Here is a 26,248-nt window from a genome sequence, read left to right on the forward strand (position 1 = left end):
ATCCCTAGCTTAAGAAAACAGGGGCTGTTTGGGCAGGCACACAGCTGGTGCTCTTGGAGCAGAACAGTTGCGATAAGCAAGGCGCTGTTATGGTGCTGTTGCTGTGGTTCTGTATCTGTTGTGCCTTCTGGCTTGTGGGCATGATGGGCGGACCCGTTCAGTTCTTTCCCTTTGAACCGGCTCTCACGCTCGCCATGACCCGCTCCGAAAACCGCTCAGATACCCCGCGTTACCGCCAGTTGGCGGCCTTGTACGAGCAGGCGATCGCCTCTGGCAGCTTGCAGCCGGGCATGCGCATGCCCTCGGTGCGTGAGCTGTGTCAGCGCCACCAGGTCAGCTTGACCACAGCGCTGCAGGGGCTGCGCCACCTGGAGGCCCAGGGCTGTGTCGAGGCGCGCGAGCGCGTGGGCTACTTTGTGCGTGCGCCGGGCAGCGCCAGCCTGCCCCGTGCGCGTGAGCCTGAGGTGTGCGAGCCGTTGCCCAGCGACCCCCGCGTGTTTGCGGGCATCAATGAGCGCATCTCCCTGTTTTTGGAAAAAGCCCGGCTGGCGGGCCCGCTGCCACTGGACCTGGGCAGCGCCATGCCGGCCCCGAGTTTGTTTGATGCCACGGCGCTGAACCGGCTGGCGCACAGCCTGCTGCGCGAGCAGCCCGACATCCTGGTTTATGGCCCCTCGGCGCCCACCACCCACCCAGAGTTTCAGCAGGCCATGGCCCGCCACGCCCTGGGGTTTGGGCTGAGTTTGGCGCCCAGTGACATCAGTGCCACCCTGGGCAATTCAGAGGGGGTGAACCTGGCTTTGGATGCCGTGGCTGAGCCGGGCGATGTGATCGCTGTTGAGTCGCCCACCTTCTTTGGCATCTTGCAGGCCATTGAGGTGCGCGGGCTGCGGGCGCTGGAGATTCCCAGCAGCCCGCACACCGGCATGTCGCTGGAGGCGCTGGAGCTGGCCGCGCGCAACGAGCCGCGCCTCAAGGGGGTGGTGGTGGTGCCGCACCTGCAAATGCCGCAAGGCAGCGTGATGCCCGATGCCCACAAACAGCGCCTGGTGGCGCTGTGCGTGGAGTATGGGCTGGCGTTGGTGGAGGACGACATCTACCGGGAGTTTGTTGAAACCTCGCACCCACTGCGTCCCGTCAAGGCGTGGGACCGGCCTGGGGATGCGGGCCAGGTGATTTACTGCGCGTCGCTCAGCAAGAGCTTTGCCCCCGGGCTGCGCCAGGGCTGGATGAGTGCGGGTCGGTGGCAGGCCCGGGTACAGATGCTCAAGTTTGCCAGCACGCGCAACATGCAGACTTGGTCGCAACTGCTGGCGGCGCGCAGCGTGAATTCGCCCGGTTATGAGCGCCATTTGCGTCGCCTGCGTGCACAGCTGCGTTTGCAGCGTGAGCAGTCCGCACGGGCCGTGGCGCGCTATTTTCCGCAGGGAACGCGGCTGAGTTTGCCGCCGGGCGGGCTCAGCCTGTGGCTGGAGCTGCCCGTCGGCATTTCGTCCACGCGCCTGTACGACCAGGCTCTGCAGTGCGGCATCCGCATTGCGCCGGGGCCCATGTTCTCCAATACCGGGCGGTATGAGCATTTTTTGCGGTTGAGCTGCGGCATGCCCTTCACGCCACAGGTGGAAGAGGGCTACCGCACTCTGGGTGAGCTGATGGCGCAGCAACTGGGGCAGGGCAGGGGTGTGACGTGCCTGTCGCGCTTGCTGTACCCCGGGCTGCCTGAAGCTGTCTGAGGTATGGGCTGGTGGGGGGGGCTCGGCCTAGGCCATAGACGCAAAAAAACCGCCGAACATTGCTGTTGGGCGGTTTTGGGGAATTTGGCGAAATGCCGCTGAATTACTTCAGCTTCATTTCCTTGTATTCCACATGCTTGCGAGCTTTTGGATCAAATTTCATGATCAGCATTTTCTCGGGCATGGTCTTCTTGTTCTTGGTCGTGGTGTAGAAGTGGCCAGTACCCGCAGTGGATTCCAGCTTGATCTTGTCGCGTCCGCCTTTGCTTGCCATGGTGCTTCTCCTTAAGCCTGACCACGTGCACGCAGGTCTGCGAGCACCGAGTCGATACCGTTCTTGTCGATCAAACGCAGGGCAGCGCTCGAAACGCGCAGGCGAACCCAGCGGTTTTCGCTCTCAACCCAGAAACGGCGGTATTGCAGGTTCGGCAGGAACCGGCGCTTGGTTTTGTTGTTGGCGTGGGAAACGTTGTTCCCGACCATGGGCTTCTTGCCCGTTACGTCGCAGACGCGTGCCATGAGGACACTCCGATAACTTATTAACGGCCATTTACGGGCGCCCCGGCACAGTGCACGGGGCTCGCTAGCGGCCTCACCTCGCCAGAAAGGGTGGCGGTAACCCGATTGCAGAATCTGAAGATCCACCAGGTTTGGCGGGCAGGATTCAGCAAAGCCGCAGATTATAGCCTGCAGCCTTCTTTTTGATCAAGCCTCTTGTTCCAGGAAGCGCTGCGCGTCCAGTGCGGCCATGCAGCCCGTGCCAGCGCTGGTGATGGCCTGGCGATACACGTGGTCTTGCACGTCGCCTGCGGCAAACACGCCGGGCACGCTGGTTTGCGTGGCAAAGCCCTTGAGGCCGCCTTGCGTGACGATGTAGCCGTTGTCCATCTCCAGCTGGCCCTGGAAGATTTCGGTGTTGGGGGCATGGCCAATGGCGATGAAGCAGCCCTTGAGTTCGATGTCCTGGGTGCTGCCGTCTTGCGTGCTCTTGATGCGGATGCCAGTCACGCCGGTGTTGTCACCCAGCACTTCGTCCAAGGTGTGGAACACCTTCAGCTCGATCTTGCCTGCCGCCACTTTCTCATTGAGCTTGTCCACCAGGATGGGCTCGGCCTTGAATTTGTCGCGGCGGTGCACCAGGGTGACCTTGCGGGCGATGTTCGACAGGTACAGCGCCTCTTCCACGGCCGTGTTGCCGCCGCCCACCACGCAAACGTCTTGCTCGCGGTAGAAGAAGCCGTCGCAGGTGGCGCAGCCCGAGACGCCCCGGCCCATGAAGGCTTCTTCAGACGGCAGGCCCAGGTACTTGGCCGATGCACCCGTGGCCAGGATCAGCGCGTCACAGGTGTAGGTGCCGCTGTCGCCTGTCAGTGTGAAGGGGCGCTTGCTGAAGTCGACCTTGTTGATGTGGTCGAAAATGATCTGGGTCTTGAAGCGCTCAGCGTGCTCCAGAAAACGCTGCATCAGGTCGGGGCCTTGCACGCCGTGCACATCGGCGGGCCAGTTGTCCACTTCGGTGGTCGTCATCAGCTGCCCGCCTTGGGCCATGCCGGTGATGAGCACGGGGTTCAGGTTGGCACGTGCCGCATAGACGGCAGCGGTGTAGCCTGCAGGGCCAGAGCCAAGGATCAGAACTTTCGCGTGTTGGGTGGTGGACATGGTACAAGCCTGTGTTTTGCGCGCCGACCGGTAGAGTGGCGCTGTTGGAGAATGGGGGAGGGCCGCCAAGTATCCGCTGGGCGGAGGCTTTCAAGGGCAGTCCGTTTTCAATCAAGGCGATTGTAAGAACCCATCAAAAACCTGTAGAACTTACGCAAATCCGGCGGTAGCCCCCTGCTGTGCCTGTGGGCCTGGGCCGCGTGTTGCGCAAGCCATGACCTGTTGCGGCGCCAGTGGAGCCGCGTCCTTTGTTGAGGAGAAGTCTTTCCATGTCGACGATGTTGTCCAATCTGGACCTGCTGCGCCGGGTGCCTTTGTTTTCGCTGTTGACGGTGGCCCAGGCCGAGGTCATTAGCGGGGCTGTGACCAAGCGCCGATTCAAGCGGGGCGAGGTGCTGGTGGAGCAGGGACAAAAGTCCAATGCCCTGTCCATCTTGCTCACAGGGCGCGCGCGCGTGGTGTCGGCAGACAGCCGGGGTCGCGAGGTGATTCTGGCCACGCTGGGCCCGGGGGACTACATCGGCGAGATGAGCATCATTGACAACGAACCCCACTCGGCCACGGTGCGCGCCGAGGTACAAACCGACGTGCTGCTGCTGGGTCGCGCAGACTTTGCCCGCTGCCTGTCAGAGAACGCGTCCATGTCTTTGGTCGTGATGCGCGGTCTGGTCAAGCGTTTGCGCCATGCCGATCGAAAAATTGAGTCACTGGCGTTACTGGATGTGTATGGCCGCGTGGCCCATGCGCTGCTGGATTTTGCGGTGGAGGATGCGCAGGGGCAGTGGGTGATCCGCGAGAAGATTTCCCGCCAGGATTTGGCCAAGATGGTGGGGGCTTCGCGCGAGATGGTGAGCCGCGTGATGAAGGACCTGGAAGAGCGCGCCTTCATCCAGACCCAACCCAACGGGTCGACCTTGCTCAAGGAGCGTCTCAACGCCCTGAGTTAAGGGGCTGGGCCCGCTGGTGCGGGTCTCGACCCCCGCTGCCCATGGGGTAAGCTTGCCCGGCACGTTTATGACTTATTCCCTCAATACCCTGAATGCCTCTGCAGCGGCCAAGTCGCCCCCCCGAACGGGCGCCGCCCGGTTCGGTCATGAGGTCAGTTTGCTGGTGGGCCTGCTGGCCCTGATTTTCTGGTTGCTGGCGCTGGTCAGTTACTCCGCACAAGACCCCTCCTGGTCCTCCTCGGGCGTGGGGGCTTCGCGCATGGTGTCCAACTGGGCGGGGCGCCTGGGGGCGTGGCTTGCCGATGGCAGCTACTTCGCGTTTGGCTTTTCGGTGTGGTGGTGCGTGGCGGCGGCCGTTTGTGCCTGGTTTTCATCACTCGCCCGCTGGATGCGGGGGGGCGAAATGCCCGAGGGCTCGCCTTCGCCAGCCGTGCGCCGCGCGGTGTTCTGGGTAGGGTTGGTGCTGCTCGTCAGTGCCAGTGCGGCCTTGGAGTGGTCGCGCCTGTACCGGTTTGAGCCCTACCTGCCCGGTGGGCATGGGGGCGGTGTGCTGGGCTACACCGTGGGGCTTGGGGGCATGAAGTGGCTGGGTTTCATGGGCTCTGGGCTGGCTTGCATCGTGCTGCTGGTGCTGGGGGCTTCCATGGTGTTCCGGTTCTCCTGGGGGCATGTGGCCGAGTGGCTGGGTGCGCGCATGGACGCGCTGGTGCAGTCGAGCCTGGCCAGCCGCGAAGTGGCCAAGGACGTGGCCGTGGGCCGCAAGGCCGCCCGTGAGCGTGCCGTGGTGGTGCGTGAAGAGCGCACCGAGAGCGAGGAGCACCACCCCGAGCCTGTGCAGATCATTGAGCCTGTGCTGGTGGATGCCCCGCAGAGCGCACGCGTCGTCAAAGAGCGGCAAAAGCCCCTGTTCACCGAGATGCCCGACAGCAAGCTGCCGCTGGTGGACCTGCTCGATGGCCCACTGCAACGCCAGGAAACCGTGGCGCCCGAGACGCTGGAGATGACCAGCCGCCTCATCGAGAAAAAGCTCAAGGACTTTGGCGTGGAAGTGCGCGTGGTGGCCGCCATGCCCGGCCCAGTGATCACCCGCTACGAGATCGAGCCCGCCACGGGCGTGAAGGGCTCGCAGATCGTGGGCCTGGCTAAGGACTTGGCGCGCTCGCTCAGTTTGGTGTCGATCCGCGTGGTGGAGACCATCCCGGGCAAGAACTTCATGGCGCTTGAGCTGCCCAACGCCAAGCGCCAGTCCATCCGTCTGTCCGAGATTTTGGGCTCGCAGATTTACCACGAGGCCAAGAGCATGCTCACCATGGGCCTGGGCAAGGACATTGTGGGCAACCCGGTGGTGGCCGACCTAGCCAAGATGCCCCACGTGCTGGTGGCCGGTACCACGGGCTCGGGCAAATCGGTGGGGATCAACGCCATGATCCTTTCGCTGCTCTACAAGGCCGAGGCACGCGATGTCCGCCTGTTGATGATCGACCCCAAGATGCTGGAAATGTCCGTCTACGAAGGCATCCCGCACCTGCTGGCGCCGGTCGTGACGGACATGAAACAGGCCGCGCACGGCCTGAACTGGTGCGTGGCCGAGATGGAGCGCCGCTACAAGCTCATGAGCAAGCTGGGCGTGCGCAACCTGTCAGGCTACAACGCCAAGATCGACGAAGCCAAGGCGCGTGAGGAGTTCATCTACAACCCCTTCAGCCTGACGCCCGAAGAGCCCGAGCCGCTGCAGCGCCTGCCGCACATCGTGGTCATCATCGACGAGCTGGCCGATTTGATGATGGTGGTGGGCAAGAAGATCGAAGAGTTGATTGCCCGCCTCGCACAAAAGGCGCGGGCTGCGGGCATTCACCTGATCTTGGCCACCCAGCGCCCCAGCGTGGATGTGATCACGGGCCTGATCAAGGCCAATATTCCGACCCGCATCGCGTTCTCGGTGGGCTCCAAAATCGACAGCCGCACCATTTTGGACCAGATGGGTGCGGAGGCGCTGCTGGGCATGGGCGACATGCTCTACATGGCCAGCGGCACGGGCCTGCCGATTCGGGTGCATGGCGCTTTTGTCAGCGATGAAGAGGTGCACCGCGTGGTCAGCTACCTCAAGACCCAGGGCGAGCCCGACTACATCGAAGGTGTGCTGGAGGGCGGAACTGTCGAAGGTGACGGCGATCTGTCTGCAGACGGCGGGGGTGAAGGCGGTGAAAAAGACCCCATGTACGACCAAGCCGTGGAAGTGGTGCTCAAGGACCGCAAGGCCAGCATCTCTTACGTCCAGCGCAAGCTGCGCATTGGCTACAACCGGTCGGCGCGCTTGCTGGAAGACATGGAGAAAGCTGGGCTGGTCAGTGGCCTGACCACCAGCGGCCAGCGCGAAGTGCTGGTGCCCGCGCGCGAGTCTTAGACATCTACACGGGCCGCTGTGCGGCCTTTTTGCGGTGTTGGCTGACTTGGGTAAACCGGTTTGGGGCCTAAGGTGTCTGCCGCCGTCGCATTTGAGGAATTCGTTTTGAAAAAAATCGTCACTACTATTTTGATAGCTGCCAGCGCTGGTCTGGCAAGCGCTGACGGGCTTAAAAGCCTGGAAGGCTTCATGAAGGGCACGCACACCGGGCGTGCGGACTTCACGCAGGTGGTCACCGCGCCGCCCAAAGATGGGCAGGCCGCCCGCAGCAAAACTTCCAGCGGCACGTTTGAGTTTCAGCGCCCAGGGCGCTTTAAGTTTGTCTATCAAAAGCCGTTTGAGCAAACCATCGTGGCCGATGGGCAAACCCTGTGGCTGCTGGATGTGGACCTGAACCAGGTTACCCAGCGCTCGCAGGCGCAGGCTCTGGGCTCCACACCCGCCGCGCTGATTGCCTCGGCGGCAGACTTGTCGGCGCTGCGGGCCGATTTCACGCTTGAATCAGCCCCCGACCAGGACGGTTTGCAATGGGTGCAGGCCACCCCCAAGGCCAAGGACGGGCAACTGCAAAGCGTGCGCGTGGGCTTTGCGGGCGAGCAACTGACGGCGCTCGATATTGTGGACAGCTTTGGCCAGCGCTCGGCCATTCGGTTCAAGGGCATGCAGGTCAACCCCGCACTGCCTGCGGGCACCTTTCAGTTCAAGCCGCCTGCGGGTGCGGATGTGGTCAAGCAATAAGCCCTCACAGCACCTGGACCAAGCCACTGTGGTCAGCAGGGGATGCTATGGTTTGCATAGCTGCTAGCGCTCATTGGTAAAGCGCTGCAGGCTATTTTTATCCTTGTTTTCATTTGCCCGTGGCGGGGCCTTCTGACCGACCTGCTTTGTGCCTAGGTGCTATACCCCATGAGCCGAAAACCCTCTGACTCCACCCCAAGCCCGTTGGGCTTGCACCAGCCTTTGGCCGAAATTTTGCGCCCGCGCACCCTGGCCGAGGTGGTGGGCCAGCAGCATGTGCTGGGGCCGGGCATGCCGCTGCGGCTGGCGTTCGAGTCGGGCCGCCCGCACAGCTGCATTCTGTGGGGCCCGCCGGGCGTGGGCAAAACCACCATTGCCCGGCTGATGGCCGATGCGTTCGACGCGCAGTTCATCAGTATCAGTGCGGTGTTGGGGGGGGTGAAGGACATTCGCGAGGCGGTAGAGCGTGCCCAGGCGGCGCGCGACGGGTTGATGCAGCAGCGCACCCTGGTGTTTGTGGACGAGGTGCACCGCTTCAACAAGAGCCAGCAGGACGCCTTTTTGCCGCATGTGGAAAGCGGCCTGTTCACCTTCATCGGTGCGACCACCGAGAACCCCTCGTTCGAGGTGAACTCCGCGCTGCTGTCGCGGGCGGCGGTGTATGTGCTGCAGCCGTTGTCGGCTGACGATTTGAAGCAAATTGTGGCCCTGGCGCAATTCCATCAAGCGGTACCAGCTATGGAAAGCATAGCAATTGACCGCCTGGTGGCCTATGCCGATGGCGATGCCCGCAAGCTGCTCAACACGCTGGAGACGCTGGCCATGGCGGCCACGCAGGAGAAGCTGGCCGAGATCACCGATGCCTGGCTGCTCAAGGTGCTGGGTGAGCGCATGCGCCGCTACGACAAGGGCGGCGAGCAGTTCTACGACACCATCAGCGCGCTGCACAAATCGGTGCGCGGCTCTGACCCCGATGCGGCGCTGTACTGGCTGGTGCGCATGCTCGACGGCGGTGCCGATCCGCGCTACATGGCTCGCCGCCTGGTGCGCATGGCCAGTGAAGACATCGGTCTGGCTGACCCGCGTGCCCTGCGGCTGGCGCTGGATGCCGCCGAGGTGTACGAGCGCCTGGGCTCGCCCGAGGGCGAACTGGCCTTGGCCGAATGCGTGGTCTATCTGGCCGTGGCCCCCAAGTCCAACGCGGTCTACAAGGCCTACAACGCCGCCAAAGCCTGGGTGAAGCAGGACGGCACCCGGCCGGTGCCCATGCACTTGCGCAATGCGCCCACGCAGCTGATGAAGCAGCTGGACTACGGCAAGGGCTACCGCTACGCCCATGACGAGGTGGACGGCTTTGCTGCGGGCGAGCGGTATTTGCCCGACGACATGCCCGAGCCCGGCTTTTATGAGCCCGTGGAGCGGGGGCTGGAGATCAAGATTGCGCAAAAACTGCGCGATTTGCGCGAGCGCAATGCGACGGCTTCGGCTACTACTTCGGATGCGCCGGGCGATGCCGAAAACGGCTGAAAACCCCGACCGGGGTCAACAATTTGCCTCTTTATGCCGACCTTGCATGAGGGTGGTAATAAGTTTGCACATCATTTGCAGTAGGTCTATCAAAATTCCTTATGCATAGCGTTTGCGCCTGATGGAGCGCAAATCCACGGGAAAACCCCGCCAATACTGGCGTGGGGGCGAATCGACTACTGGCTACAATCCCGACCACAAACCCGCGCAGCAGCATTTCTGGCGGGTTTTTTGCTAGATGGCAGTCGGGCCCAAAAGGCTGCACCGATTTCGGTGCCTGCAAGATGGGCACGTCACAAACGAAGGACTTTTTTTATGGACATTTTGCTGCAGCAGATCATCAACGGTCTGGTATTGGGCAGCATGTACGCCTTGATAGCCTTGGGCTACACGATGGTGTACGGCATTATTCAACTGATCAATTTCGCCCACGGCGAGGTATTGATGATCGGTGCACTCACCAGTTGGAGCTGTATCGGCCTGATGCAAGAGGCCATGCCCGGCGCGCCAGGGTGGCTCGTTTTGCTTTTGGCCACGGTGATCGCCTGTATCGTCGCCGCCAGCCTCAATTTCGTCATTGAAAAAGTGGCCTATCGACCCCTGCGCAGCAGCCCCCGGCTGGCTCCGCTGATCACGGCGATCGGGATGTCCATCTTGCTGCAAACGCTGGCAATGATCATCTGGAAGCCCAACTACAAGCCCTATCCCACGTTGCTGTCCAGCACCCCCTTCGAAGTGGGCGGCGCTTTCATCACCCCCACGCAGATCCTGATTCTGGGCGTGACGGCCGTGGCACTGGCTTCGCTGGTCTATCTGGTCAACCACACCAACCTGGGTCGCGCCATGCGTGCCACGGCGGAGAACCCCCGCGTGGCCTCTTTGATGGGTGTGAAGCCTGACATGGTGATTTCGGCCACCTTCATCATTGGCGCCATCTTGGCGGCCATCGCCGGCATCATGTATGCCTCCAACTACGGCACCGCGCAGCACACCATGGGCTTTTTGCCTGGTTTGAAGGCTTTCACGGCTGCGGTGTTTGGCGGTATCGGCAATTTGGCCGGTGCGGTGGTGGGCGGCATTTTGCTGGGCTTGATCGAAGCCATCGGCTCGGGCTACATCGGCACCTTGACGGGCGGTGTGCTGGGCAGCCACTACACAGACATCTTTGCGTTCATTGTGCTCATCATCATCCTGACGCTGCGCCCCTCGGGCCTGCTGGGTGAGCGTGTGGCGGATCGCGCCTGAGGAGCCTCACACCATGAAGAACACCAAAATCAACTGGATCCTGGGCGGCATTGCGCTGCTCGTCCTGCCGCTGATCCTGCAATTCTTTGGCAACGCCTGGGTGCGTATCGCCGATCTGGCCTTGCTGTACGTGATGCTGGCCCTGGGCCTGAACATTGTGGTGGGCTACGCAGGCCTGCTCGACTTGGGCTACGTGGCGTTTTACGCCGTGGGCGCCTACCTGTTTGGCCTGATGGCCTCGCCGCACCTGGCAGACAACTTTGCGGCCTTTGCTGCGATGTTCCCCAACGGCTTGCACACCTCCCTGTGGCTGGTGATTCCGCTGGCGGCTTTGCTGGCGGCCCTGTTTGGGGCTTTGCTGGGTGCGCCTACGCTCAAGTTGCGGGGTGACTACCTGGCCATCGTGACGCTGGGCTTTGGCGAAATCATCCGCATCTTCTTGAACAACCTGGACCACCCCGTCAACCTGACCAACGGCCCCAAGGGCATTGGCCAGATCGACTCGGTCAAGATCTTTGGCCTGGACCTGGGCAAGCGCCTGGAGCTGTTCGGCTTTGATATCAACTCCGTCACGCTGTACTACTACCTGTTCATGATCCTGGTGGTCATCAGCGTGGTGATTTGCTACCGCTTGCAGGACTCGCGCGTGGGCCGCGCCTGGATGGCCATCCGCGAAGACGAAATTGCTGCCAAGGCCATGGGCATCAACACCCGCAACCTCAAGCTGCTGGCCTTTGGCATGGGCGCCTCGTTTGGCGGCGTGTCGGGCGCCATGTTCGGTGCCTTCCAGGGCTTCGTCTCGCCCGAGTCGTTCAGCCTGATGGAATCCGTGATGATCATCGCCATGGTGGTGCTGGGCGGCATTGGCCACATTCCTGGCGTCATTCTGGGCGCCATCTTGCTGGCCGCATTGCCTGAAGTGCTGCGCTATGTGGCAGGCCCGCTGCAGGCCATGACCGACGGCCGTCTGGACTCGGCCATCCTGCGCCAGCTGCTGATTGCCCTGGCCATGATCGTCATCATGCTGCTGCGTCCCCGTGGCTTGTGGCCTGCGCCCGAGCACGGCAAGAGCCTGACCCAGAAGACTTGAACCCATCGCAGAAAGTTAGAACATGGCAGAAAAATCCAACGATGTGGTGCTCAAGGTTGCAGGCATTTCCAAGCGCTTCGGCGGCCTGCAAGCCCTCTCTGATGTGGGCATCACGATTGAACGCGGTCAGGTCTATGGCCTGATCGGCCCCAACGGCGCTGGCAAGACCACGTTTTTCAACGTGATCACCGGTCTGTACACGCCCGATAGCGGCACCTTTGAGCTGGCAGGCAAGCCGTATGAGCCCACGGCGGTGCATGAAGTGGCCAAGGCGGGCATTGCCCGCACGTTCCAGAACATCCGCTTGTTTGCAGAAATGACGGCGCTGGAGAACGTGATGGTGGGCCGCCACATCCGCACCAAGTCCGGTCTGCTGGGCGCGGTGCTGCGCACCAAGGCCTTCAAGGACGAAGAGGCCGCCATTGCCAAGCGCGCGCAAGAGCTGCTGGACTATGTGGGCATCGGCAAGTTTGCCGACTACAAGGCCCGTACCTTGAGCTACGGCGACCAGCGCCGCCTGGAGATCGCCCGCGCCCTGGCGACCGACCCCCAGTTGATCGCGCTGGACGAACCCGCCGCTGGCATGAACGCCACCGAGAAGGTGCAACTGCGCGAGCTGATCGACCAGATCCGCAAGGACAACCGTACCATTTTGCTCATCGAGCACGATGTGAAGCTGGTGATGGGCCTGTGCGACCGCGTGACGGTGCTGGACTACGGCAAGCAGATCGCCGAAGGCACGCCTGCCACCGTGCAGAAGAACGAAAAAGTGATTGAGGCCTATCTGGGCACCGGAGGACATTGAGAATGGCCGAAAAATCCAACAAGGTACTGCTGCAGGTCAAGGGCCTGAAAGTGGCCTACGGCGGTATCCAGGCCGTCAAGGGCGTGGACTTTGAAGTGCGCGAAGGTGAGCTGGTGTCGTTGATCGGCTCCAACGGCGCGGGCAAAACCACCACCATGAAGGCCATTACGGGCACTTTGCCTATCAACGATGGCGACATTGAATACCTGGGGGAAAGCATCAAGGGCAAGGGCGCGTGGGACCTGGTGAAAAAGGGCCTGGTGATGGTGCCGGAAGGCCGTGGCGTGTTCGCCCGCATGACCATCACCGAAAACCTGCAAATGGGTGCCTACATCCGCCGCGACAAAGCGGGCATCCTGGCCGACATTGAGAAGATGTTCACCATCTTCCCGCGCCTGCGCGAGCGCAAGGACCAGCTGGCCGGCACCATGTCGGGCGGCGAGCAGCAAATGCTGGCCATGGGCCGTGCGCTGATGAGCCAGCCCAAGGTGCTGCTGCTGGACGAGCCCTCCATGGGCCTGTCGCCCATCATGGTGGACAAGATCTTTGAAGTGGTGCGCGATGTGTACGCCCTGGGCGTGACCATCGTGCTGGTGGAGCAGAACGCCAGCCGTGCGCTGGCCATTGCGGACCGTGGCTACGTGATGGAGTCTGGCTTGATCACCATGACCGGCCCGGGCCAGGAACTGCTGAACGACCCTAAGGTGCGCGCAGCCTACCTGGGTGAGTGAAGCCATGGCCCCTGGCGCTGTGCGCGGGGTGGCCGAGACAGATGGAAGGCACGGTGGCAACACCGTGCCTTTTTTGTTGCCTGCTCCATCCTGGGGGTTGTGTTCTGGTTTGCTATATTTTTAATAGCTGCTTGCGCTTGTCTGTCAAGCGCAAGGGTGGAATTTTGTTCATAATTTACGGCTCTGCATTCACCTTTGCGCCGGGCTAGCCTGTGCGCCTTCGCCATGACTGCCCTGCAATCTTTGCCCATTTCGCTACAGACCGTCTTGCTGCTGCTGGCCAGCAATGTCTTCATGACCTTTGCCTGGTACGGGCACCTCAAGAACCTGGCCACGTCCCCGTGGTACATCGCGGCATTGGTCAGTTGGGGTATCGCCCTGTTTGAATACCTGCTGCAGGTGCCGGCCAACCGCATTGGCTTCACCCAGTTCAATGTGGGACAGCTCAAGATCATGCAAGAGGTCATCACCTTGGCGGTGTTTGTGCCGTTTGCGGTGTTCTATCTCGATCAGCCCCTCAAGCTGGACTACCTGTGGGCAGGCCTGTGCCTGGTGGGCGCGGTGTATTTCATCTTTCGCGGTGCCTGAACCACAGGCTGCTACGGCGCGCAAAGGCGCTTAACGTCGCTTAAAGGCCGGCCTGTTGAGTGTTAGCACTTGTCTTGCCGCAGATGCCTGGCATGTTTGGGCCCCGCTGTGCCTGCACGCGAGTGGTTGCCAAGGCCAGGGCGAAGGCACGCACGGTTAAAATCCGCCCGTCACAAAACCGTCACAGTACCCCGTGACGTTCGTTCTTTTGTATCTTTGATTTTGAATTCCCACCAGGAGCTTCCATGCTGTTTGCCAAGCTGTTGCCACGCGAAGGCAATTTTTTTGAAATGTTCAACCAGCATGCGGATCGCATCGTGGAAGCGGCTCGCGCCTTTTCGCAACTGGTGGCCAATTACAACGACCCGCACCTGCGGGACAAATACAACCAGGATGTGGACAACGCCGAGCGCGCGGCCGACCGCGTCACGCACGATGTGAACAAGGCCATCCATAAGACCTTCATCACGCCCATTGACCGTGAGCAGATCCATGCGCTCATCAACACGATGGACGATGTGGCGGACTTGATTCAGGATTCCGCAGAAACCATGGCGCTGTACGACGTGCGCCACATGACCGAAGAAATCACCCGCCTCACGGACCTGAGCCTCAAGTGCTGTGAGCGCCTGCGCGATGCCGTGAAGCTGCTCGACAAGATTGCTGACCCGGCTGTGGCCGAGGCCGCTCTCAAGACCTGCGAAGAGATCGACCGGCTCGAATCGGACGCCGACCGCGTGATGCGCAGCGCCATGAGCAAGCTGTTCCGCGAGGAGCCCGATGTGCGTGAAGTCATCAAGCTCAAGGCCATCTACGAGCTGCTGGAAACCATCACCGACAAGTGTGAGGACGTGGCCAACTGCATCGAGGGCATCGTCCTCGAAAACTCCTGATCCGCAGGACAGACTGATATGGAAACCGTACAAACAGCCCTGTGGGTTGTGATGCTGCTCGTCGCGCTAGCGCTCCTGTTCGATTTCATGAACGGGTTTCATGACGCGGCCAACTCGATTGCCACGGTGGTTTCCACCGGTGTTCTCAAGCCCGCCCAGGCGGTGTTGTTTGCTGCTTTTTTCAATTTTGTGGCGATCTTCATTTTTCACCTGAGCGTGGCGGCTACGGTGGGCAAGGGCATCGTGCAGCCTGGTGTGGTGGACACCCATGTGGTGTTCGGCGCACTGGTGGGTGCCATCAGCTGGAATGTGATCACCTGGTACTACGGAATCCCCAGCAGTTCCTCGCATGCCCTTATCGGCGGTATCGTGGGAGCGGTGATTGCCAAGGCGGGCGCGGGTGCACTGGTCTCTGCTGGCATTCTGAAGACGGTGGCCTTCATCTTTGTTTCGCCGCTGTTGGGCTTTTTGTTGGGCTCTTTGATGATGGTGGCCGTTGCCTGGATCTTTCGGCGCACCCGGCCAAGCAAGGTGGACAAGTGGTTCCGCCGCCTGCAACTGGTGTCCGCTGGCGCCTACAGCCTAGGGCATGGCGGTAACGACGCGCAAAAGACGATCGGCATCATTTGGTTGTTGTTGATTGCGACGGGTTACTCTGCGGCCTCTGATGCCTCGCCGCCTTTGTGGACCATCATCAGCTGCTATCTGGCCATTGGTCTGGGCACGATGTTTGGTGGCTGGCGCATCGTCAAGACCATGGGCCAGAAGATCACCAAGCTCAAGCCGGTGGGCGGGTTCTGTGCGGAAACGGGCGGTGCCTTGACGCTGTTTTTGGCGACGACGTTGGGCATTCCTGTGTCCACCACACACACCATCACCGGCGCCATTGTGGGCGTGGGCTCCACCCAGCGTGCCAGCGCCGTGCGCTGGGGCGTGGCGGGCAACATCATTTGGGCCTGGATTTTGACGATTCCGGCCAGCGCGTTCGTCGCTGCGATTGCGTACTGGATCAGCTTGCAGCTGTTCTGATTGCTATAAAAATAAGAGCTGCTTGCGCTTGCTGATAAAGCGCTAACGCCCTGTTTGGTTGATGGCCGAACAGGGCGTTTTGTTTGGGGCTCCAGTGTCTGGGGCCACCGTTGGGGTTACTGCGATATCTTTCGCGCTTCCTCGATCTGGTATTCAAAGTAGCGCTGGAAGCTGAATGCCAAACTGGCCATCAGCACCGTGGTGCCTATCAGTAGCGAAACCACAATGGCGCCAATGGTGAGCCAGCGGGTTTGGCCGGGGGCGGCTTCTGCGGGGGCAATGGGGTTGTAGCGGGCGTTCCACTTCTCGGGTGTTTGCAATCCATACCAAATGGCCTGCAGCGCGCAGCCCGCAATGGTGAACCCGAGCAGCGGGATCAGCACCCAGCTGTACTGGTCGTCCTGGCCAAACTGCTGCACCCGCTGAATACCGTACAGTCCCAGCGCCGTGGGGATGGGCAGCATCCAGCCCAGCGTGTCCGACAGACCGCGCAAGTAAAAACGGTGCAGACCCAGCGGCCCACCCAGGAAGGCCAGCCAAGCGGCGACGGTTTTGTTTTTCATGCGGGCCTCAGCGGAGAATTTATTCGGGTGAAGTCGTGTCGCCAGCGCCCAGCACCTTTTCCATGAGCACGATGTCGCGCCAGGCGCCAAACTTCCAGCCAACCGATCGCATGATGCCCACGTCCGTGAAGCCCAGCGAGCGGTGCACACCGATGGAGCCCGCGTTGGCCGAATCGCCAATCACCGCCAGCAGCTTGCGCACACCGGCCGCCTCTGCCTGCACGGCCAGTTCTGCCAGCAATTTGCGGCCTACGCCCATGCCGCGAGCGGCTTCGGCCACGTAAATCGAGTCTTCGGCCGAAAAGCGGTACGCCGGGCGGGGCTTGAACCAGTTGGCGTAGGCAAATCCCAGAATTTCACCGTTCTTTTCTGCAACGATCCAGGGCAGTTGGCGCGCCAGCACATCGGCTCGGCGCGTGGCCATGTCGGATTCGGAGGGGGGCTCGATCTCGAAGGTGCCTGTCCCGTGCAGTACGTGGTGGGTGTAAATGGCGGTGATGGCGGCGATATCGGCGTCAGTGCTGGGGCGGATGGTGGGCATACGGAAAGGGTTGTGGATATAATTGCAGGCTTTGCAGCGTGTCGCTGGCCGGGTGGTCATGTCGCGTGTCTCAAACGTTGCGAAATTTCCGTGGCCTGCGCATTTTGACGCTGGCTCACCACCCGAAGGATAAATCATGGTCGTCATTCGACTCTCCCGCGGCGGCTCTAAGGGCCGTCCTTTCTTCAACATCGTTGTGGCTGACAAGCGCGTTCGTCGCGATGGTCGCTTCATCGAGCGCATTGGCTTCTACAACCCTACAGCCAAGGAAACCGAAGAAGGCCTGCGCATCGTGCAAGACCGTCTGACGTACTGGCAGAGCGTGGGCGCCCAGTCCTCGCCTACCGTGGACCGTCTGATCAAGCAAGCCGCCAAGAAGGCTGCTTAAAGTCCCCTGAAAAGGGCGGGCTCCGTGGGTTTTCCCGGCGGATCCCGCCCTTTTCTTTTTGTCTGATCCCAACATGGCCACCTCCCTCACGCTCGAACCGATTGATCTGCCCGAAGATGCCGTCGAGGTTGCGCGCATTGCCGACGCCTGGGGGGTCAAGGGCTGGTTCAAAGTTTTGCCCCACAGCACTAGCCCTGAGGCCCTGTTTTCGGCCAAACGCTGGTTTCTGCAGCCCTCAGAGCGCGGAGCCAAAACCTTCTCTGGCACGTTGCTGCTCAAGATCCGCCAAGCCAAGGACCATTCCGACACCGTGGTGGCCTGGGCGGAAGGCGTGGATGACCGTGACGCCGCAGAGGCATTGCGCGGCGCGCGCGTGTTTGTGCCGCGCTCCAGTTTTCCGTCTACGGGCAGTGACGAGTATTACTGGGTGGACTTGATTGGCCTGCAGGTCATCAACCGCGAGGGCATTGCCCTGGGTGAAGTGCGTGAGCTGCTCTCTACAGGCCCGCAAACCTTGCTGGTGCTGGCTTATGAGCAAGACGGCAAGGCGCAGGAGCGCATGATTCCCTTTGTATCGGCCTTTGTGGACAAGGTGGAGCTGCCCGAGAAGCGCATCACCGTGGACTGGCAGCCGGACTACTGAAGCGACCGCTTTGCCTTGTCCCTCTGAGGTGGTCTTTCATGCGCTTTGATGTCATCACCCTGTTCCCGGAGCTGTTTGCGCCTTTCCTTGCGGCTGGCGTGACGCGCCGTGCCTACAGCACTGGCCAAGTGGACGTGCGCTTGTGGAACCCGCGTGACTACGCGCAAGGCAATTACCGCCGGGTGGACGACCGCCCCTTTGGCGGTGGCCCCGGCATGGTGATGATGGCCGAACCCTTGGAGCGCTGCCTGGCAGACATTCGCGCGCAGCGCAACGAGGCGCCAGAAGCCCAGGTGCCCCTGGTGCTGTTTTCTCCCATTGGGCGCAGGCTCAACCATGCCGAAGTAGAGGGCTGGTCTGCCAGCGCCGGGGCTGTTTTGCTGTGCGGTCGTTATGAGGGCATTGACCAGCGTTTCATCGAGGCCCATGTGGGGGTGCAGCTGAGCCTGGGCGATTTCGTGTTGTCTGGGGGGGAGATTGCGGCCCTGGCCTTGCTGGATGCGGTCACCCGACTGCAGCCTGGTGTGCTCAATGACGAGGGCAGCCACCAGCTCGACAGCTTCAATCCTGCGTTGGATGGCTTGCTGGATTGTCCGCACTACACCCGCCCCGAAGAATGGGCGGGCAGGGCGGTTCCGGCGCCTTTGATGTCAGGCCACCACGTCCAGATCGAGCGCTGGCGCCGTGACCAGCGGCTGCTGACCACCGCCCAGCATCGCCCGGACCTGATTGACGCGGCGCGCGCCGCAGGCTCGCTCAAGCCTGCAGACGAAGCGGTATTGGCCAAATTGCGCTGACTGGCTATAATGGGGGGCTTTTCGATCCTCTGGCCGGCCGTTTTGTGCAAGATGCAAACCTTGGCAAAACCCTGAACGTCAATCCCGACGCAGCCATTTTTGGCGCGGACAAGATCGTTGGATATCAACATGAACCTGATCCAGACCCTGGAAGCGGAAGAAATCGCCCGCTTGAACAAGACCATCCCCGAATTCGCCCCTGGTGACACCGTCATCGTGAGCGTGAATGTGGTGGAAGGTACCCGCAAGCGTGTGCAGGCTTACGAAGGCGTGGTGATTGCCAAGCGCAATCGCGGCCTGAACAGCGGCTTCACCGTGCGCAAGATCTCCAGCGGCGAAGGCGTGGAACGTACGTTCCAAACCTACAGCCCGCTGATCGCCAGCATCGAAGTCAAGCGCCGTGGTGACGTGCGCCGTGCCAAGCTGTACTACCTGCGTGACCGCAGCGGCAAGTCGGCACGTATCAAGGAAAAGCTGCCTTCGCGCAAGGCTGCAGCTGTCGCCGCATAAGGCGCCAGGCATTCTCGGATGCTGCAAACCGCTACAGTGCCTTGGCCTGTAGCGGTTTTTTCATTTCTGTCTCCGAATCAAGGTGCGGCGGTGCGGCCCCCGGATTTTTTCGCGCCGACTGGGGTTGTGCCGCATCCGCTTTCCTGCGCTCTCTCTGTCTTGGCTTTTGCTTGCTGTGAACACACCCCACCGCTCTGAACCCCCTGCTGCTGTTGCGCTGAGTGCGATCCCTGACTTTGATCCGCGCAAAGTGCCTGTCACCCAGGTGGATGCCCATTTGCCCTCTGTCAATGCGGCCGCGTTGACGGCAACCGCCTTGCGCCAGCGCTTTGCAAACCCGCCCGTGTGGGCGCCCGAAGTGGTGCTGGAGAAACCCTATGCCAGTCGCGCGCCAGCGCAGGCGGCTGTGTTGGTGGGCATCGTGCAGCGTGAGCAGCCCATGGTGTTGCTGACGGAGCGCACAGCGCACCTGTCCACGCATTCGGGGCAGGTGGCATTTCCGGGCGGGCGGACCGATCCTGAAGACGCCAGCCCCTCTCACGCGGCCCTGAGGGAGGCGCATGAGGAGGTTGGGCTGGCCGCTGCCTATGCCGAAGTGCTCGGCGTACTGCCCACCTACGTCACGGGCTCCTCTTTCATCATCTCGCCGGTGGTGGCGCTGGTGGCGCCAGATTTTGAGTTGCAGCCCAATCCCCACGAAGTGGCCGATGTGTTTGAGGTGCCCTTGGCGTTTTTGATGAACCCGGCCCACCACCGCCACCATGTCTTTGAGGCTGGCGGTATTCATCGGCAGTGGTTCTCCATGCCGTATGACGATGGGGGGCAGCACCGCTTCATCTGGGGAGCGACAGCGGGCATGCTGCGCAATCTGTACCGATTTTTGAGTGCCTGACCATGGCGGATGGCGTGACTGGCAGCCCGTTATCATTGGTCCCATGAGTTTCTTTGCCATCCTGTTCGCTCTGCTGATCGAGCAGGCACGCCCCCTGTCCAGAAGCAATCCCATCCACGCCGGGCTGCGCGCGTGGGCATTGTCTGTGAGTCGCAATTTCGATGCGGGCAAGACCCACCACGGCTGGGTGGCCTGGAGCCTGGCCGTGGTTTTGCCGGCGCTGATTACCCTGGCCATCCATTGGGCGTTGCTGTGGGGGCTGGGCTGGCCTTTCGCCGTGCTCTGGAGCGTGGCGGTCCTCTACATCACGCTGGGGTTTCGCCAGTTCAGCCACCACTTCACGGGCATTCGTGATGCCTTGGAGGAAGGGCAGGAAGACGCTGCCCGGGAGCGTTTGGCGCATTGGCAGCAGGTGGATGTCGGCATGCTGCCGCGCAGCGAGATCGTGCGCCATGTGATCGAGTATTCGGTCATTGCGGCCCACCGGCACGTGTTCGGAGTTCTGGCCTGGTTCTCGATTCTGGCGGCTGTGGGGCTCGGCCCTACCGGTGCGGTGCTGTACCGCATGGCTGAGTTTGTCTCTCGGTACTGGCACCCGCGCCACCATGCGGCTGGCCAGTCGGCCAGCGAGGCGCTGCAACAGGCCTCGGCCAAAGCCTGGTGGGCCATGGACTGGTTGCCATCGCGGCTGACGGCGCTGAGCTTCGCGGTGGTCGGCAGTTTTGAGGAGGCGATTGAGGGCTGGCGCTTCCATGCCCAGCGCTTCCCCAACGACAACGACGGGGTGGTGCTGGCTGCCACGGCGGGGGCCATCAATGTCCGCCTGGGCGGTGAGGCTTTGAAGGCCCGCGTGGATGCGATGGCTGCGCAGCAGGGATTGGAGATGGATGCCGACCTGGGCGACAGCGATTCCACCCCGGGCGTGGCGCCCGAGGTGGGCCACCTGCGCAGCGTCGTAGGCTTGGTGTGGCGCTCGGTGGTGGTGTGGATGCTGCTGCTGGCCCTGCTGACTTTGGCCCGCCTGCTGGGCTGAAGGTCGCTGCCAGCGCTTGCCCAGCCCGGGGTGGGCGCTGTGCTCTGGGCATTAGTACCGCGGCTGGCTCAGTTCTGCAAATAAATCGCTATATATTTTGTAGCGTGTTGCGCTGATTCCACCTTGCTCGGTCGGCTTTTTCAATGCATCCAAAACACCGCAGCCCGGTTCGTGCAAATGGGTGCAGTTGTAGAACCGGCAGTCCGTGGCATGGGCTGCAATATCGGGCATGCAACTGGCGAGCTGCATGGGTGCGATGTGGTGCAACCCAAACTCTTGAAACCCTGGTGAGTCAATCAGGGCGGTGGTGCGCTCTGCATCCACCCAGTACCAGTGGGTGCTGGTGGTGGTGTGCTTGCCAGAGTTCAGCGCCTGGGAGATTTCGCCCGTCAGCACCGTAGCGCCGGGCACCAGCAGGTTGATCAAGGTGCTTTTGCCGGAGCCTGAGGGGCCGAGCACCAAGGTGGTCTTGCCCTTAAGGTGTTCCATGAGGGCATTGCGATCCACGTCGCTGGACTGCGTCAGCGACAGAGGGAGCACCCCGTAGTGTTTGCCCTCCGCACCCATGTGGCGATAGGGTTGCAGCCGCGCCCAGGCGCGCGCAAAGGGCTCCACCAGATCGCTTTTGTTCAGTGCAATCAGCGGTGTGATATGGGTGGCTTCTGCGGTGATCAGTGCGCGGGCCAACTGGCTTTCTGAAAACACGGGCTCTGCAGCGATCAGGATCAGCACCTGATCGATGTTGGCGGCGAAAGACTTGGTGCGGATCTCATCTTGGCGATAGAACAGGTTGCGCCGCTCCTGCACTTTCTCGATGGTCCCTTCGTCTCCCTGCCCGGCTGGGGCGGCTTGCCACAGCACGTGGTCGCCCACCACCGCTTGGCTTTTCTTGCCCCGAGGGTGGCAAATGCGGCGCTGGCCATCGGGCGTTTCCACCACGCAGTGGCGACCATGGCTGGCCACCACGGTGCCTTGCATCAGGGCGCTGCGCTCAGCCATGGTTCAAGCCGGTGCGGGTCATGCCAGCACCAGCAGGCCGTCAAACTGCGCTGCGCATTCGATATCGGTGATCGAAATGCCCTGCACATCATGGGTGTTGAGGCGCACCACGCAGCGGTTGAAGTGCACCGACAGGTCGGGGTGGTGGTCTTGCGCGTTGGCGATAAAGGCGACCGCGTTCACGAACGCGATGGTTTCGTAATAGTTGGCAAAGCGGTAGGTCTTTTCGATGGCCACATCGGCGCCATCGCCACTCAGGCTCCAGCCTTCGAGTTGGGCCAGTTTTGCTACAACTTCAGGAGCTTTCAGCGCCCGACGGGTCTGCGTTGACCAGTCTTTTTTCTTCAGCATGGAGGTCATGGTGTGGTGGTGAGAGGGAGTCGGGCCAGCCGCTCGGAAGCGGGTGGGTGGGAGTAGTAGAACTTCACGTAGATGGGGTCGGGCGTCAGTGTGGACGCATTGTCCTCATACAGCTTGAGCAACGCCGATGACAGGTCTGCCGCCTGTGTTTGCGATGCGGCATAGGCATCTGCCTGGAACTCGTGCTTGCGCGAGAGCTGTGAAAAGAGGGGAGAGATGAACTGGGTGAACACCGGTGTTGCCAGCATGAACAACAGCAGCGCCAACGCGTCGTTGGGCGCCGCTGTGCCATCGGCCTGCAGCCCCATGGACGGCAGCACCCCCAGCCCGGTGTAGAACCAGGCTTGGGTGGACAGCCAGCCCAGCAGGGCGAAGCCCACCAGGCTGAAGGCGAACAGGCTCACGATGCGCTGCACGATGTGGCGGTGCTTGAAGTGGCCCAGCTCATGCGCGAGTACGGCCTCAACTTCGCCGGGGGTGAGCTGTCGCAGCAGGGTGTCGTAAAACACCACCCGCTTGGCTGCGCCGAAGCCCGTGAAGTACGCATTGGCGTGGGCACTGCGGCGGCTGCCATCCATGACAAAAAGCCCCTTGGCTGCAAAGCCGCAGCGCCGCATCAGCTCAGATACGCGCTGCTTCAGGGCGTCGTCTTCCAGGGGCTTGAACTGGTTGAACAGCGGTGCAATGAATGTGGGAAAAATCACCATGAGCAGCAGATTGAAACCTATCCACACCCCCCAGGCCCAAGCCCACCAGTAGGCACCTGCCTGGCCCATCAGCCACAAAATAGCTGCGGCAATCGGCAGTCCAATGGCAGCACCCAGTAGTGTGGATTTGCACAGATCGACCAGCCAAAGCTTGGCGGTCACATGGTTGAACCCAAACCGCTTTTCTTGCACGAAGGTTTTGTACAGCGATAGCGGCAGATCGATCAGCCCGCTGATGAGCACAAAGGCCGCCAGCAGCGCCAGTTGTTGCAACATGCCGCTCCCCAGCCACTGCAGCAGGGCTTGGTTGAGCAGGCTCAGTCCGCCCAGCAAGGTCCAGCCCAACAGCACGGCCGTGCCCAAGGCCAGCTCTAGCAACTCCAGGCGTGTCTTTGACAACGTGTAATCAGCGGCTTTCTGGTGGGCCGCCAGGCCAATGCGCGCGGCGAAGGCCTGTGGTACGGCGCTGCGGTGTCGCGCCACGTGGCGGATTTGCCTGGATGCAAGCCACAGCTTGAGGAGCATGCCCGCACTGACGGCCAGGGCAAATAGCAGGGTCAGAAGCAGGGAGGGGGAGGGGGTGTCGAGGGCTGCCATGTGCGGCGAGTTTAGGCCATCGGCGACAATGCGGCCCATGTCAGAAGCTAACACCCCTATCCCCGCCGCGCTCTCCAAATCAGACCAAAATCTGGTCTGGCTGGACTGTGAGATGACCGGCCTGGACCCTGAAAACGACCGATTGCTGGAAATTGCCGTGGTGGTCACTGGCCCCAATTTGGAGCCGCGCATTGAAGGCCCGGTGATTGTGATCCACCAGTCTGATGAGCAACTGGGCAAGATGGATGCCTGGAACCGTGGCACGCATGGCCGCAGTGGCCTGACCGACAAAGTCAAGGCGTCCCAGGTGACGGAGGCCCAGGCTGAGGAAGAAATTCTTGCGTTCTTGAGCAAATACGTGCCCAAGGGTGTGGCCCCGATGTGTGGCAACAGCATTGGGCAAGACCGCCGTTTCCTCGTCCGCTACATGCCCAAGCTGGAGCGCTTTTTTCACTATCGCAACGTGGATGTGAGCACCCTCAAGGAACTGGCCAAGCGCTGGAAGCCCGAGGCTTACAGCAGCTTTAAGAAAGCGCAAAAGCACACGGCACTGGCGGATGTGCATGAATCGATCGAAGAGCTGGCCCACTACCGTACCCATTTGCTTTCGGTGTGATGGCAAGCCTGTCGGATGAATGGCAATGCCTCGCGATTCGCATGGACTCCTGGGGTGATTGCAGGTAATTTGCCTTTCCCCTATTGCGGGAAAACCCGCAACCATGCAATAATTGATGGCTGCGCAGTTTTCTGACGCAGATTGTGCATCTCCCCTCACACACTGGGCTTGCAAGCCCGTTGCAAATTGCAACGCGAGCTTTGCGATCTTTGCCCACCCGCCTCGGGTATAGCCAAGGCAGGTTTCGTTTGATGGTTGATGTTTTTTAACCATTGACGGAACCACCGCTGGCGCCTGCCAGCGGCTGGCTTCGTGTGAGAAAAATATGACCGACACTTTGCAAGTGCAGGGCGAATTCGCGCCTGCTGAATCTTCTTTTGCCGCTGACATTTTGGCTGGTACTGCCGTGGCCGATGCGCCTGTGGATGCCGTCACTGCCGAGCCCAATGGCTTCGTCGAACTGGGTCTGGCGCCTGAGCTTGTGCAGGCCGTGGCTGACTTGGGCTACACCCAGCCCACCAGCGTGCAGCGCAAGGCCATCCCTCTGGCCATGGGCAGCGATGCTTCCAAGTTCATTGACCTGATGGTCTCCAGCCAGACCGGTAGCGGCAAGACCGCAGCTTTCCTGCTGCCTGTGCTGCACACGCTGATCAACCAGCAGGCAGCGGCAGAAGCCGAGGAACGTGCTGCTTTCGAGCGCGCCGTGGCCGAAGCTGCTGAGCGCGGCGAGCCTGCTCCCAAGCGCGCCAAGCGCAAGGATCCCACCAGCTCGCGCAATTTCAAGGCCGCCACCCCTGGCGCCCTGATCCTGTGCCCCACGCGTGAACTGGCCCAGCAGGTGGCACACGACGCCATCGACCTGGTCAAGCACTGCCGTGGCCTGCGCGTAGCCAACGTGGTGGGCGGCATGCCCTACCAGTTGCAGATCGCCAAGCTGCAGAACGCTGACCTCGTGGTCGCCACCCCTGGCCGTCTGCTGGACCTGCAGCGCTCGATGCAAATCAAGCTCGACAAGGTGCAGTTTTTGGTGGTGGATGAGGCTGACCGCATGTTGGACCTGGGCTTCTCGGACGATCTGGCCGAGTTGAACCAGCTCACGGCCCAGCGCAAGCAGACCATGATGTTCAGCGCCACCTTCGCGCCGCGCATCCAGCAGCTGGCCATGCGTGTGATGCACGACGGTGGTTCGTCGGTGCAAAAGGTGACCATTGATTCGCCGCAAGAGAAGCACACCAACATCAAGCAGATGCTGTACTGGGCTGACAACGCACAGCACAAGCGCAAGCTGCTGGATCACTGGCTGCGCGACACATCGATCAATCAGGCCATTGTTTTTGCGAGCACCCAGGTGGAATGTGATGGCCTGGCCAACGACCTGCAGCAAGACGGCTTCTCGGCCGTGGCCCTGCACGGTGCCCTGAGCCAAGGCTTGCGTAACCGCCGTCTGATGGCGCTGCGCAGTGGTCAAGTGCAGATCCTGGTGGCCACCGATGTGGCGGCGCGTGGTATTGATGTGCCTACCATCACCCACGTGTTCAATTTCGGCTTGCCCATGAAGGCTGAGGATTACACCCACCGCATTGGCCGTACGGGCCGTGCGGGGCGTGATGGTCTGGCTGTCACGTTTGCTGAGTTTCGTGACCGCCGCAAGATTTTCGACATTGAGAGCTACAGCCGTCAGCAATTCAAGTCGGAAGTGATTCCTGGTCTGGAGCCTGCTCAGCGCGCTCCTCAAGCACCCCGTGGCGACTTCGGTGGCCGTGGCCGTTCGGGCGGTTTTGAAGGCCGCGATAACCAGTCCCGTGACCGCCGTTTTGGTGGTCCAGCACGCGGCGGCAATGATCGTGGTGGAAACGACCGTGGTGGTTTCGGCGGCGGCTTTGGTGGCGGTTTTGCTGGTCGTGGTGCTCCTGCGCCCCGTGGTGGCGATGGTTTTGCCCCTCGCGAAGACCGTGGCTTCGCTCCGCGCCGTGATGGTGAGGGCTATGGCCGCAAGCCTGGCTTTGGTGACAATGCCCCGCGTGGTGGTGGCTTTGCCCCCCGAGGCGACATGGGCGCTCCCCGTGGGGGTGATCGTGGGGACTTCGCTCCACGCAAGCCCGCTTTCGCCAAGCCTGCTGGTGGCAAGCCGTTTGCGCCCCACGATGCACGCAAGCGCCCTGCTCGCCCTGCGCGTTGATTTTTTGTAGCCCAGGCATTGGTCCTGGGTTGCT

At 61.6% G+C, this 26,248-nt stretch carries 28 protein-coding genes; 20 read left to right on the top strand and 8 right to left on the bottom strand.

Going from position 1 to position 26,248, the window contains the following annotated elements:
* Positions 1 to 194 precede the first annotated feature (194 nt).
* Positions 195 to 1,733 (top strand): PLP-dependent aminotransferase family protein, encoded by a 1,539-nt coding sequence (locus tag C8C98_RS14550; RefSeq protein WP_121456279.1) that lies wholly within the window; start codon positions 195 to 197, stop codon positions 1,731 to 1,733.
* A 103-nt stretch (positions 1,734 to 1,836) separates the two neighbouring features.
* Here C8C98_RS14550 and rpmG read toward each other — a convergent pair whose 3' ends face one another.
* From rpmG to trxB, 3 genes are all read right to left on the bottom strand, one after another.
* The gene (rpmG, locus tag C8C98_RS14555) at positions 1,837 to 2,007 is read right to left on the bottom strand and encodes a 50S ribosomal protein L33 (RefSeq protein WP_008904999.1); all 171 of its coding nucleotides are present in this window, start codon (positions 2,005 to 2,007) and stop codon (positions 1,837 to 1,839) included.
* 11 nt (positions 2,008 to 2,018) lie between these two features.
* The gene (rpmB, locus tag C8C98_RS14560; protein ID WP_005797187.1) at positions 2,019 to 2,252 is read right to left on the bottom strand and encodes a 50S ribosomal protein L28; all 234 of its coding nucleotides are present in this window, start codon (positions 2,250 to 2,252) and stop codon (positions 2,019 to 2,021) included.
* A gap of 186 nt (positions 2,253 to 2,438) precedes the next feature.
* Positions 2,439 to 3,392: a thioredoxin-disulfide reductase gene (gene trxB, locus C8C98_RS14565; RefSeq protein ID WP_099740486.1), complete on the bottom strand. Its 954-nt coding sequence runs from the start codon at positions 3,390 to 3,392 to the stop codon at positions 2,439 to 2,441.
* A gap of 269 nt (positions 3,393 to 3,661) precedes the next feature.
* Between trxB and C8C98_RS14570 the strand changes: the two genes are divergently transcribed.
* The 11 genes from C8C98_RS14570 (at position 3,662) to C8C98_RS14620 (ending at position 15,389) form a co-directional block, all read left to right on the top strand.
* A complete protein-coding gene (locus C8C98_RS14570; RefSeq protein ID WP_099740487.1) occupies positions 3,662 to 4,339 on the top strand; it encodes a Crp/Fnr family transcriptional regulator in 678 nt (225 codons plus the stop codon).
* A gap of 67 nt (positions 4,340 to 4,406) precedes the next feature.
* A complete protein-coding gene (locus tag C8C98_RS14575) occupies positions 4,407 to 6,743 on the top strand; it encodes a DNA translocase FtsK (RefSeq protein WP_121454864.1) in 2,337 nt (778 codons plus the stop codon).
* Between the two features lie 105 nt (positions 6,744 to 6,848).
* The gene (lolA, locus tag C8C98_RS14580; protein WP_099658453.1) at positions 6,849 to 7,481 is read left to right on the top strand and encodes an outer membrane lipoprotein chaperone LolA; all 633 of its coding nucleotides are present in this window, start codon (positions 6,849 to 6,851) and stop codon (positions 7,479 to 7,481) included.
* A gap of 168 nt (positions 7,482 to 7,649) precedes the next feature.
* A complete protein-coding gene (locus C8C98_RS14585; RefSeq protein ID WP_121454865.1) occupies positions 7,650 to 9,008 on the top strand; it encodes a replication-associated recombination protein A in 1,359 nt (452 codons plus the stop codon).
* A gap of 315 nt (positions 9,009 to 9,323) precedes the next feature.
* Positions 9,324 to 10,253, top strand: coding sequence for a branched-chain amino acid ABC transporter permease (locus C8C98_RS14590; protein WP_121454866.1), 930 nt, complete (start codon positions 9,324 to 9,326; stop codon positions 10,251 to 10,253).
* Between the two features lie 13 nt (positions 10,254 to 10,266).
* Positions 10,267 to 11,343: an ABC transporter ATP-binding protein gene (locus C8C98_RS14595; RefSeq protein WP_121456280.1), complete on the top strand. Its 1,077-nt coding sequence runs from the start codon at positions 10,267 to 10,269 to the stop codon at positions 11,341 to 11,343.
* Between the two features lie 22 nt (positions 11,344 to 11,365).
* The gene (locus tag C8C98_RS14600) at positions 11,366 to 12,148 is read left to right on the top strand and encodes an ABC transporter ATP-binding protein (protein WP_099658457.1); all 783 of its coding nucleotides are present in this window, start codon (positions 11,366 to 11,368) and stop codon (positions 12,146 to 12,148) included.
* A 2-nt stretch (positions 12,149 to 12,150) separates the two neighbouring features.
* The gene (locus C8C98_RS14605) at positions 12,151 to 12,879 is read left to right on the top strand and encodes an ABC transporter ATP-binding protein (protein WP_121454867.1); all 729 of its coding nucleotides are present in this window, start codon (positions 12,151 to 12,153) and stop codon (positions 12,877 to 12,879) included.
* Between the two features lie 225 nt (positions 12,880 to 13,104).
* Positions 13,105 to 13,467, top strand: coding sequence for a DMT family protein (locus tag C8C98_RS14610; RefSeq protein WP_121454868.1), 363 nt, complete (start codon positions 13,105 to 13,107; stop codon positions 13,465 to 13,467).
* 245 nt (positions 13,468 to 13,712) lie between these two features.
* Positions 13,713 to 14,360: a DUF47 domain-containing protein gene (locus tag C8C98_RS14615; RefSeq protein ID WP_121454869.1), complete on the top strand. Its 648-nt coding sequence runs from the start codon at positions 13,713 to 13,715 to the stop codon at positions 14,358 to 14,360.
* A gap of 18 nt (positions 14,361 to 14,378) precedes the next feature.
* On the top strand, positions 14,379 to 15,389 hold the full coding sequence (locus C8C98_RS14620; RefSeq protein WP_121454870.1) for an inorganic phosphate transporter: 1,011 nt from the start codon (positions 14,379 to 14,381) through the stop codon (positions 15,387 to 15,389).
* Between the two features lie 116 nt (positions 15,390 to 15,505).
* Here the strand turns inward: C8C98_RS14620 and C8C98_RS14625 are convergent, their stop codons facing one another.
* Both C8C98_RS14625 and C8C98_RS14630 read right to left on the bottom strand, forming a co-directional pair.
* Entirely contained in the window at positions 15,506 to 15,952 is a 447-nt protein-coding gene (locus C8C98_RS14625; RefSeq protein WP_121454871.1) for a TM2 domain-containing protein, read from the bottom strand.
* A 19-nt stretch (positions 15,953 to 15,971) separates the two neighbouring features.
* Positions 15,972 to 16,493 carry a GNAT family N-acetyltransferase gene (locus C8C98_RS14630; RefSeq protein ID WP_121454872.1) on the bottom strand — a complete coding sequence of 174 codons (522 nt, stop codon included), beginning with the start codon at positions 16,491 to 16,493 and terminating at the stop codon, positions 15,972 to 15,974.
* A 136-nt stretch (positions 16,494 to 16,629) separates the two neighbouring features.
* Between C8C98_RS14630 and rpsP the strand changes: the two genes are divergently transcribed.
* From rpsP to C8C98_RS14660, 6 genes are all read left to right on the top strand, one after another.
* Entirely contained in the window at positions 16,630 to 16,881 is a 252-nt protein-coding gene (gene rpsP, locus C8C98_RS14635; RefSeq protein WP_010463504.1) for a 30S ribosomal protein S16, read from the top strand.
* A gap of 73 nt (positions 16,882 to 16,954) precedes the next feature.
* Positions 16,955 to 17,524 carry a ribosome maturation factor RimM gene (gene rimM / locus C8C98_RS14640; protein ID WP_121454873.1) on the top strand — a complete coding sequence of 190 codons (570 nt, stop codon included), beginning with the start codon at positions 16,955 to 16,957 and terminating at the stop codon, positions 17,522 to 17,524.
* 38 nt (positions 17,525 to 17,562) lie between these two features.
* Complete coding sequence (gene trmD, locus C8C98_RS14645; RefSeq protein ID WP_121454874.1) at positions 17,563 to 18,321, top strand: tRNA (guanosine(37)-N1)-methyltransferase TrmD; 759 nt, start codon at positions 17,563 to 17,565, stop codon at positions 18,319 to 18,321.
* 129 nt (positions 18,322 to 18,450) lie between these two features.
* Positions 18,451 to 18,831: a 50S ribosomal protein L19 gene (gene rplS, locus C8C98_RS14650; RefSeq protein WP_099659077.1), complete on the top strand. Its 381-nt coding sequence runs from the start codon at positions 18,451 to 18,453 to the stop codon at positions 18,829 to 18,831.
* Between the two features lie 175 nt (positions 18,832 to 19,006).
* Positions 19,007 to 19,723, top strand: coding sequence for a CoA pyrophosphatase (locus tag C8C98_RS14655; protein ID WP_233574552.1), 717 nt, complete (start codon positions 19,007 to 19,009; stop codon positions 19,721 to 19,723).
* 43 nt (positions 19,724 to 19,766) lie between these two features.
* The gene (locus C8C98_RS14660) at positions 19,767 to 20,756 is read left to right on the top strand and encodes a CobD/CbiB family protein (RefSeq protein ID WP_099658466.1); all 990 of its coding nucleotides are present in this window, start codon (positions 19,767 to 19,769) and stop codon (positions 20,754 to 20,756) included.
* Positions 20,757 to 20,807: 51 nt separating this feature from the next.
* Here C8C98_RS14660 and rsgA read toward each other — a convergent pair whose 3' ends face one another.
* From rsgA to C8C98_RS14675, 3 genes are read right to left on the bottom strand one after another with little or no spacing between them, the layout of a single operon-like run.
* A complete protein-coding gene (gene rsgA / locus C8C98_RS14665) occupies positions 20,808 to 21,755 on the bottom strand; it encodes a ribosome small subunit-dependent GTPase A (protein WP_099658467.1) in 948 nt (315 codons plus the stop codon).
* An 18-nt stretch (positions 21,756 to 21,773) separates the two neighbouring features.
* Positions 21,774 to 22,115 (bottom strand): 4a-hydroxytetrahydrobiopterin dehydratase, encoded by a 342-nt coding sequence (locus tag C8C98_RS14670; RefSeq protein WP_121454875.1) that lies wholly within the window; start codon positions 22,113 to 22,115, stop codon positions 21,774 to 21,776.
* Complete coding sequence (locus C8C98_RS14675) at positions 22,112 to 23,419, bottom strand: M48 family metallopeptidase (protein ID WP_233574553.1); 1,308 nt, start codon at positions 23,417 to 23,419, stop codon at positions 22,112 to 22,114. The genes C8C98_RS14670 and C8C98_RS14675 overlap by 4 nt, the downstream gene beginning before the upstream one ends.
* Positions 23,420 to 23,456: 37 nt before the next feature.
* Here C8C98_RS14675 and orn point away from each other — a divergent pair, with 37 nt between their 5' ends.
* Positions 23,457 to 24,035 carry an oligoribonuclease gene (orn, locus tag C8C98_RS14680; RefSeq protein WP_121456282.1) on the top strand — a complete coding sequence of 193 codons (579 nt, stop codon included), beginning with the start codon at positions 23,457 to 23,459 and terminating at the stop codon, positions 24,033 to 24,035.
* A 325-nt stretch (positions 24,036 to 24,360) separates the two neighbouring features.
* On the top strand, positions 24,361 to 26,214 hold the full coding sequence (locus C8C98_RS14685; RefSeq protein ID WP_121454877.1) for a DEAD/DEAH box helicase: 1,854 nt from the start codon (positions 24,361 to 24,363) through the stop codon (positions 26,212 to 26,214).
* Positions 26,215 to 26,248: the final 34 nt, after the last annotated feature.

The sequence above is a fragment of the Acidovorax sp. 106 genome, assembly GCF_003663825.1.
In the GTDB taxonomy this organism is placed as follows: domain Bacteria; phylum Pseudomonadota; class Gammaproteobacteria; order Burkholderiales; family Burkholderiaceae_C; genus Acidovorax.

Excerpts from the sequence above, each read along its gene's own strand:
- C8C98_RS14570 (WP_099740487.1), top strand. The coding sequence starts at position 3,662 with ATGTCGACGATGTTGTCCAATCTGGACCTGCTGCGCCGGGTGCCTTTG.
- C8C98_RS14550 (WP_121456279.1), top strand. The coding sequence starts at position 195 with ATGACCCGCTCCGAAAACCGCTCAGATACCCCGCGTTACCGCCAGTTG.
- rpmB (WP_005797187.1), bottom strand. The coding sequence starts at position 2,252 with ATGGCACGCGTCTGCGACGTAACGGGCAAGAAGCCCATGGTCGGGAAC.
- trmD (WP_121454874.1), top strand. The coding sequence starts at position 17,563 with ATGCGCTTTGATGTCATCACCCTGTTCCCGGAGCTGTTTGCGCCTTTC.
- C8C98_RS14600 (WP_099658457.1), top strand. The coding sequence starts at position 11,366 with ATGGCAGAAAAATCCAACGATGTGGTGCTCAAGGTTGCAGGCATTTCC.
- rpsP (WP_010463504.1), top strand. The coding sequence starts at position 16,630 with ATGGTCGTCATTCGACTCTCCCGCGGCGGCTCTAAGGGCCGTCCTTTC.
- C8C98_RS14605 (WP_121454867.1), top strand. The coding sequence starts at position 12,151 with ATGGCCGAAAAATCCAACAAGGTACTGCTGCAGGTCAAGGGCCTGAAA.
- orn (WP_121456282.1), top strand. The coding sequence starts at position 23,457 with ATGTCAGAAGCTAACACCCCTATCCCCGCCGCGCTCTCCAAATCAGAC.
- rpmG (WP_008904999.1), bottom strand. The coding sequence starts at position 2,007 with ATGGCAAGCAAAGGCGGACGCGACAAGATCAAGCTGGAATCCACTGCG.
- C8C98_RS14585 (WP_121454865.1), top strand. The coding sequence starts at position 7,650 with ATGAGCCGAAAACCCTCTGACTCCACCCCAAGCCCGTTGGGCTTGCAC.
- C8C98_RS14595 (WP_121456280.1), top strand. The coding sequence starts at position 10,267 with ATGAAGAACACCAAAATCAACTGGATCCTGGGCGGCATTGCGCTGCTC.
- C8C98_RS14670 (WP_121454875.1), bottom strand. The coding sequence starts at position 22,115 with ATGACCTCCATGCTGAAGAAAAAAGACTGGTCAACGCAGACCCGTCGG.
- C8C98_RS14610 (WP_121454868.1), top strand. The coding sequence starts at position 13,105 with ATGACTGCCCTGCAATCTTTGCCCATTTCGCTACAGACCGTCTTGCTG.
- trxB (WP_099740486.1), bottom strand. The coding sequence starts at position 3,392 with ATGTCCACCACCCAACACGCGAAAGTTCTGATCCTTGGCTCTGGCCCT.
- C8C98_RS14675 (WP_233574553.1), bottom strand. The coding sequence starts at position 23,419 with ATGGCAGCCCTCGACACCCCCTCCCCCTCCCTGCTTCTGACCCTGCTA.
- C8C98_RS14575 (WP_121454864.1), top strand. The coding sequence starts at position 4,407 with ATGACTTATTCCCTCAATACCCTGAATGCCTCTGCAGCGGCCAAGTCG.
- C8C98_RS14615 (WP_121454869.1), top strand. The coding sequence starts at position 13,713 with ATGCTGTTTGCCAAGCTGTTGCCACGCGAAGGCAATTTTTTTGAAATG.
- rimM (WP_121454873.1), top strand. The coding sequence starts at position 16,955 with ATGGCCACCTCCCTCACGCTCGAACCGATTGATCTGCCCGAAGATGCC.
- C8C98_RS14630 (WP_121454872.1), bottom strand. The coding sequence starts at position 16,493 with ATGCCCACCATCCGCCCCAGCACTGACGCCGATATCGCCGCCATCACC.
- C8C98_RS14590 (WP_121454866.1), top strand. The coding sequence starts at position 9,324 with ATGGACATTTTGCTGCAGCAGATCATCAACGGTCTGGTATTGGGCAGC.
- rplS (WP_099659077.1), top strand. The coding sequence starts at position 18,451 with ATGAACCTGATCCAGACCCTGGAAGCGGAAGAAATCGCCCGCTTGAAC.
- rsgA (WP_099658467.1), bottom strand. The coding sequence starts at position 21,755 with ATGGCTGAGCGCAGCGCCCTGATGCAAGGCACCGTGGTGGCCAGCCAT.
- C8C98_RS14660 (WP_099658466.1), top strand. The coding sequence starts at position 19,767 with ATGAGTTTCTTTGCCATCCTGTTCGCTCTGCTGATCGAGCAGGCACGC.
- C8C98_RS14620 (WP_121454870.1), top strand. The coding sequence starts at position 14,379 with ATGGAAACCGTACAAACAGCCCTGTGGGTTGTGATGCTGCTCGTCGCG.
- C8C98_RS14625 (WP_121454871.1), bottom strand. The coding sequence starts at position 15,952 with ATGAAAAACAAAACCGTCGCCGCTTGGCTGGCCTTCCTGGGTGGGCCG.
- C8C98_RS14685 (WP_121454877.1), top strand. The coding sequence starts at position 24,361 with ATGACCGACACTTTGCAAGTGCAGGGCGAATTCGCGCCTGCTGAATCT.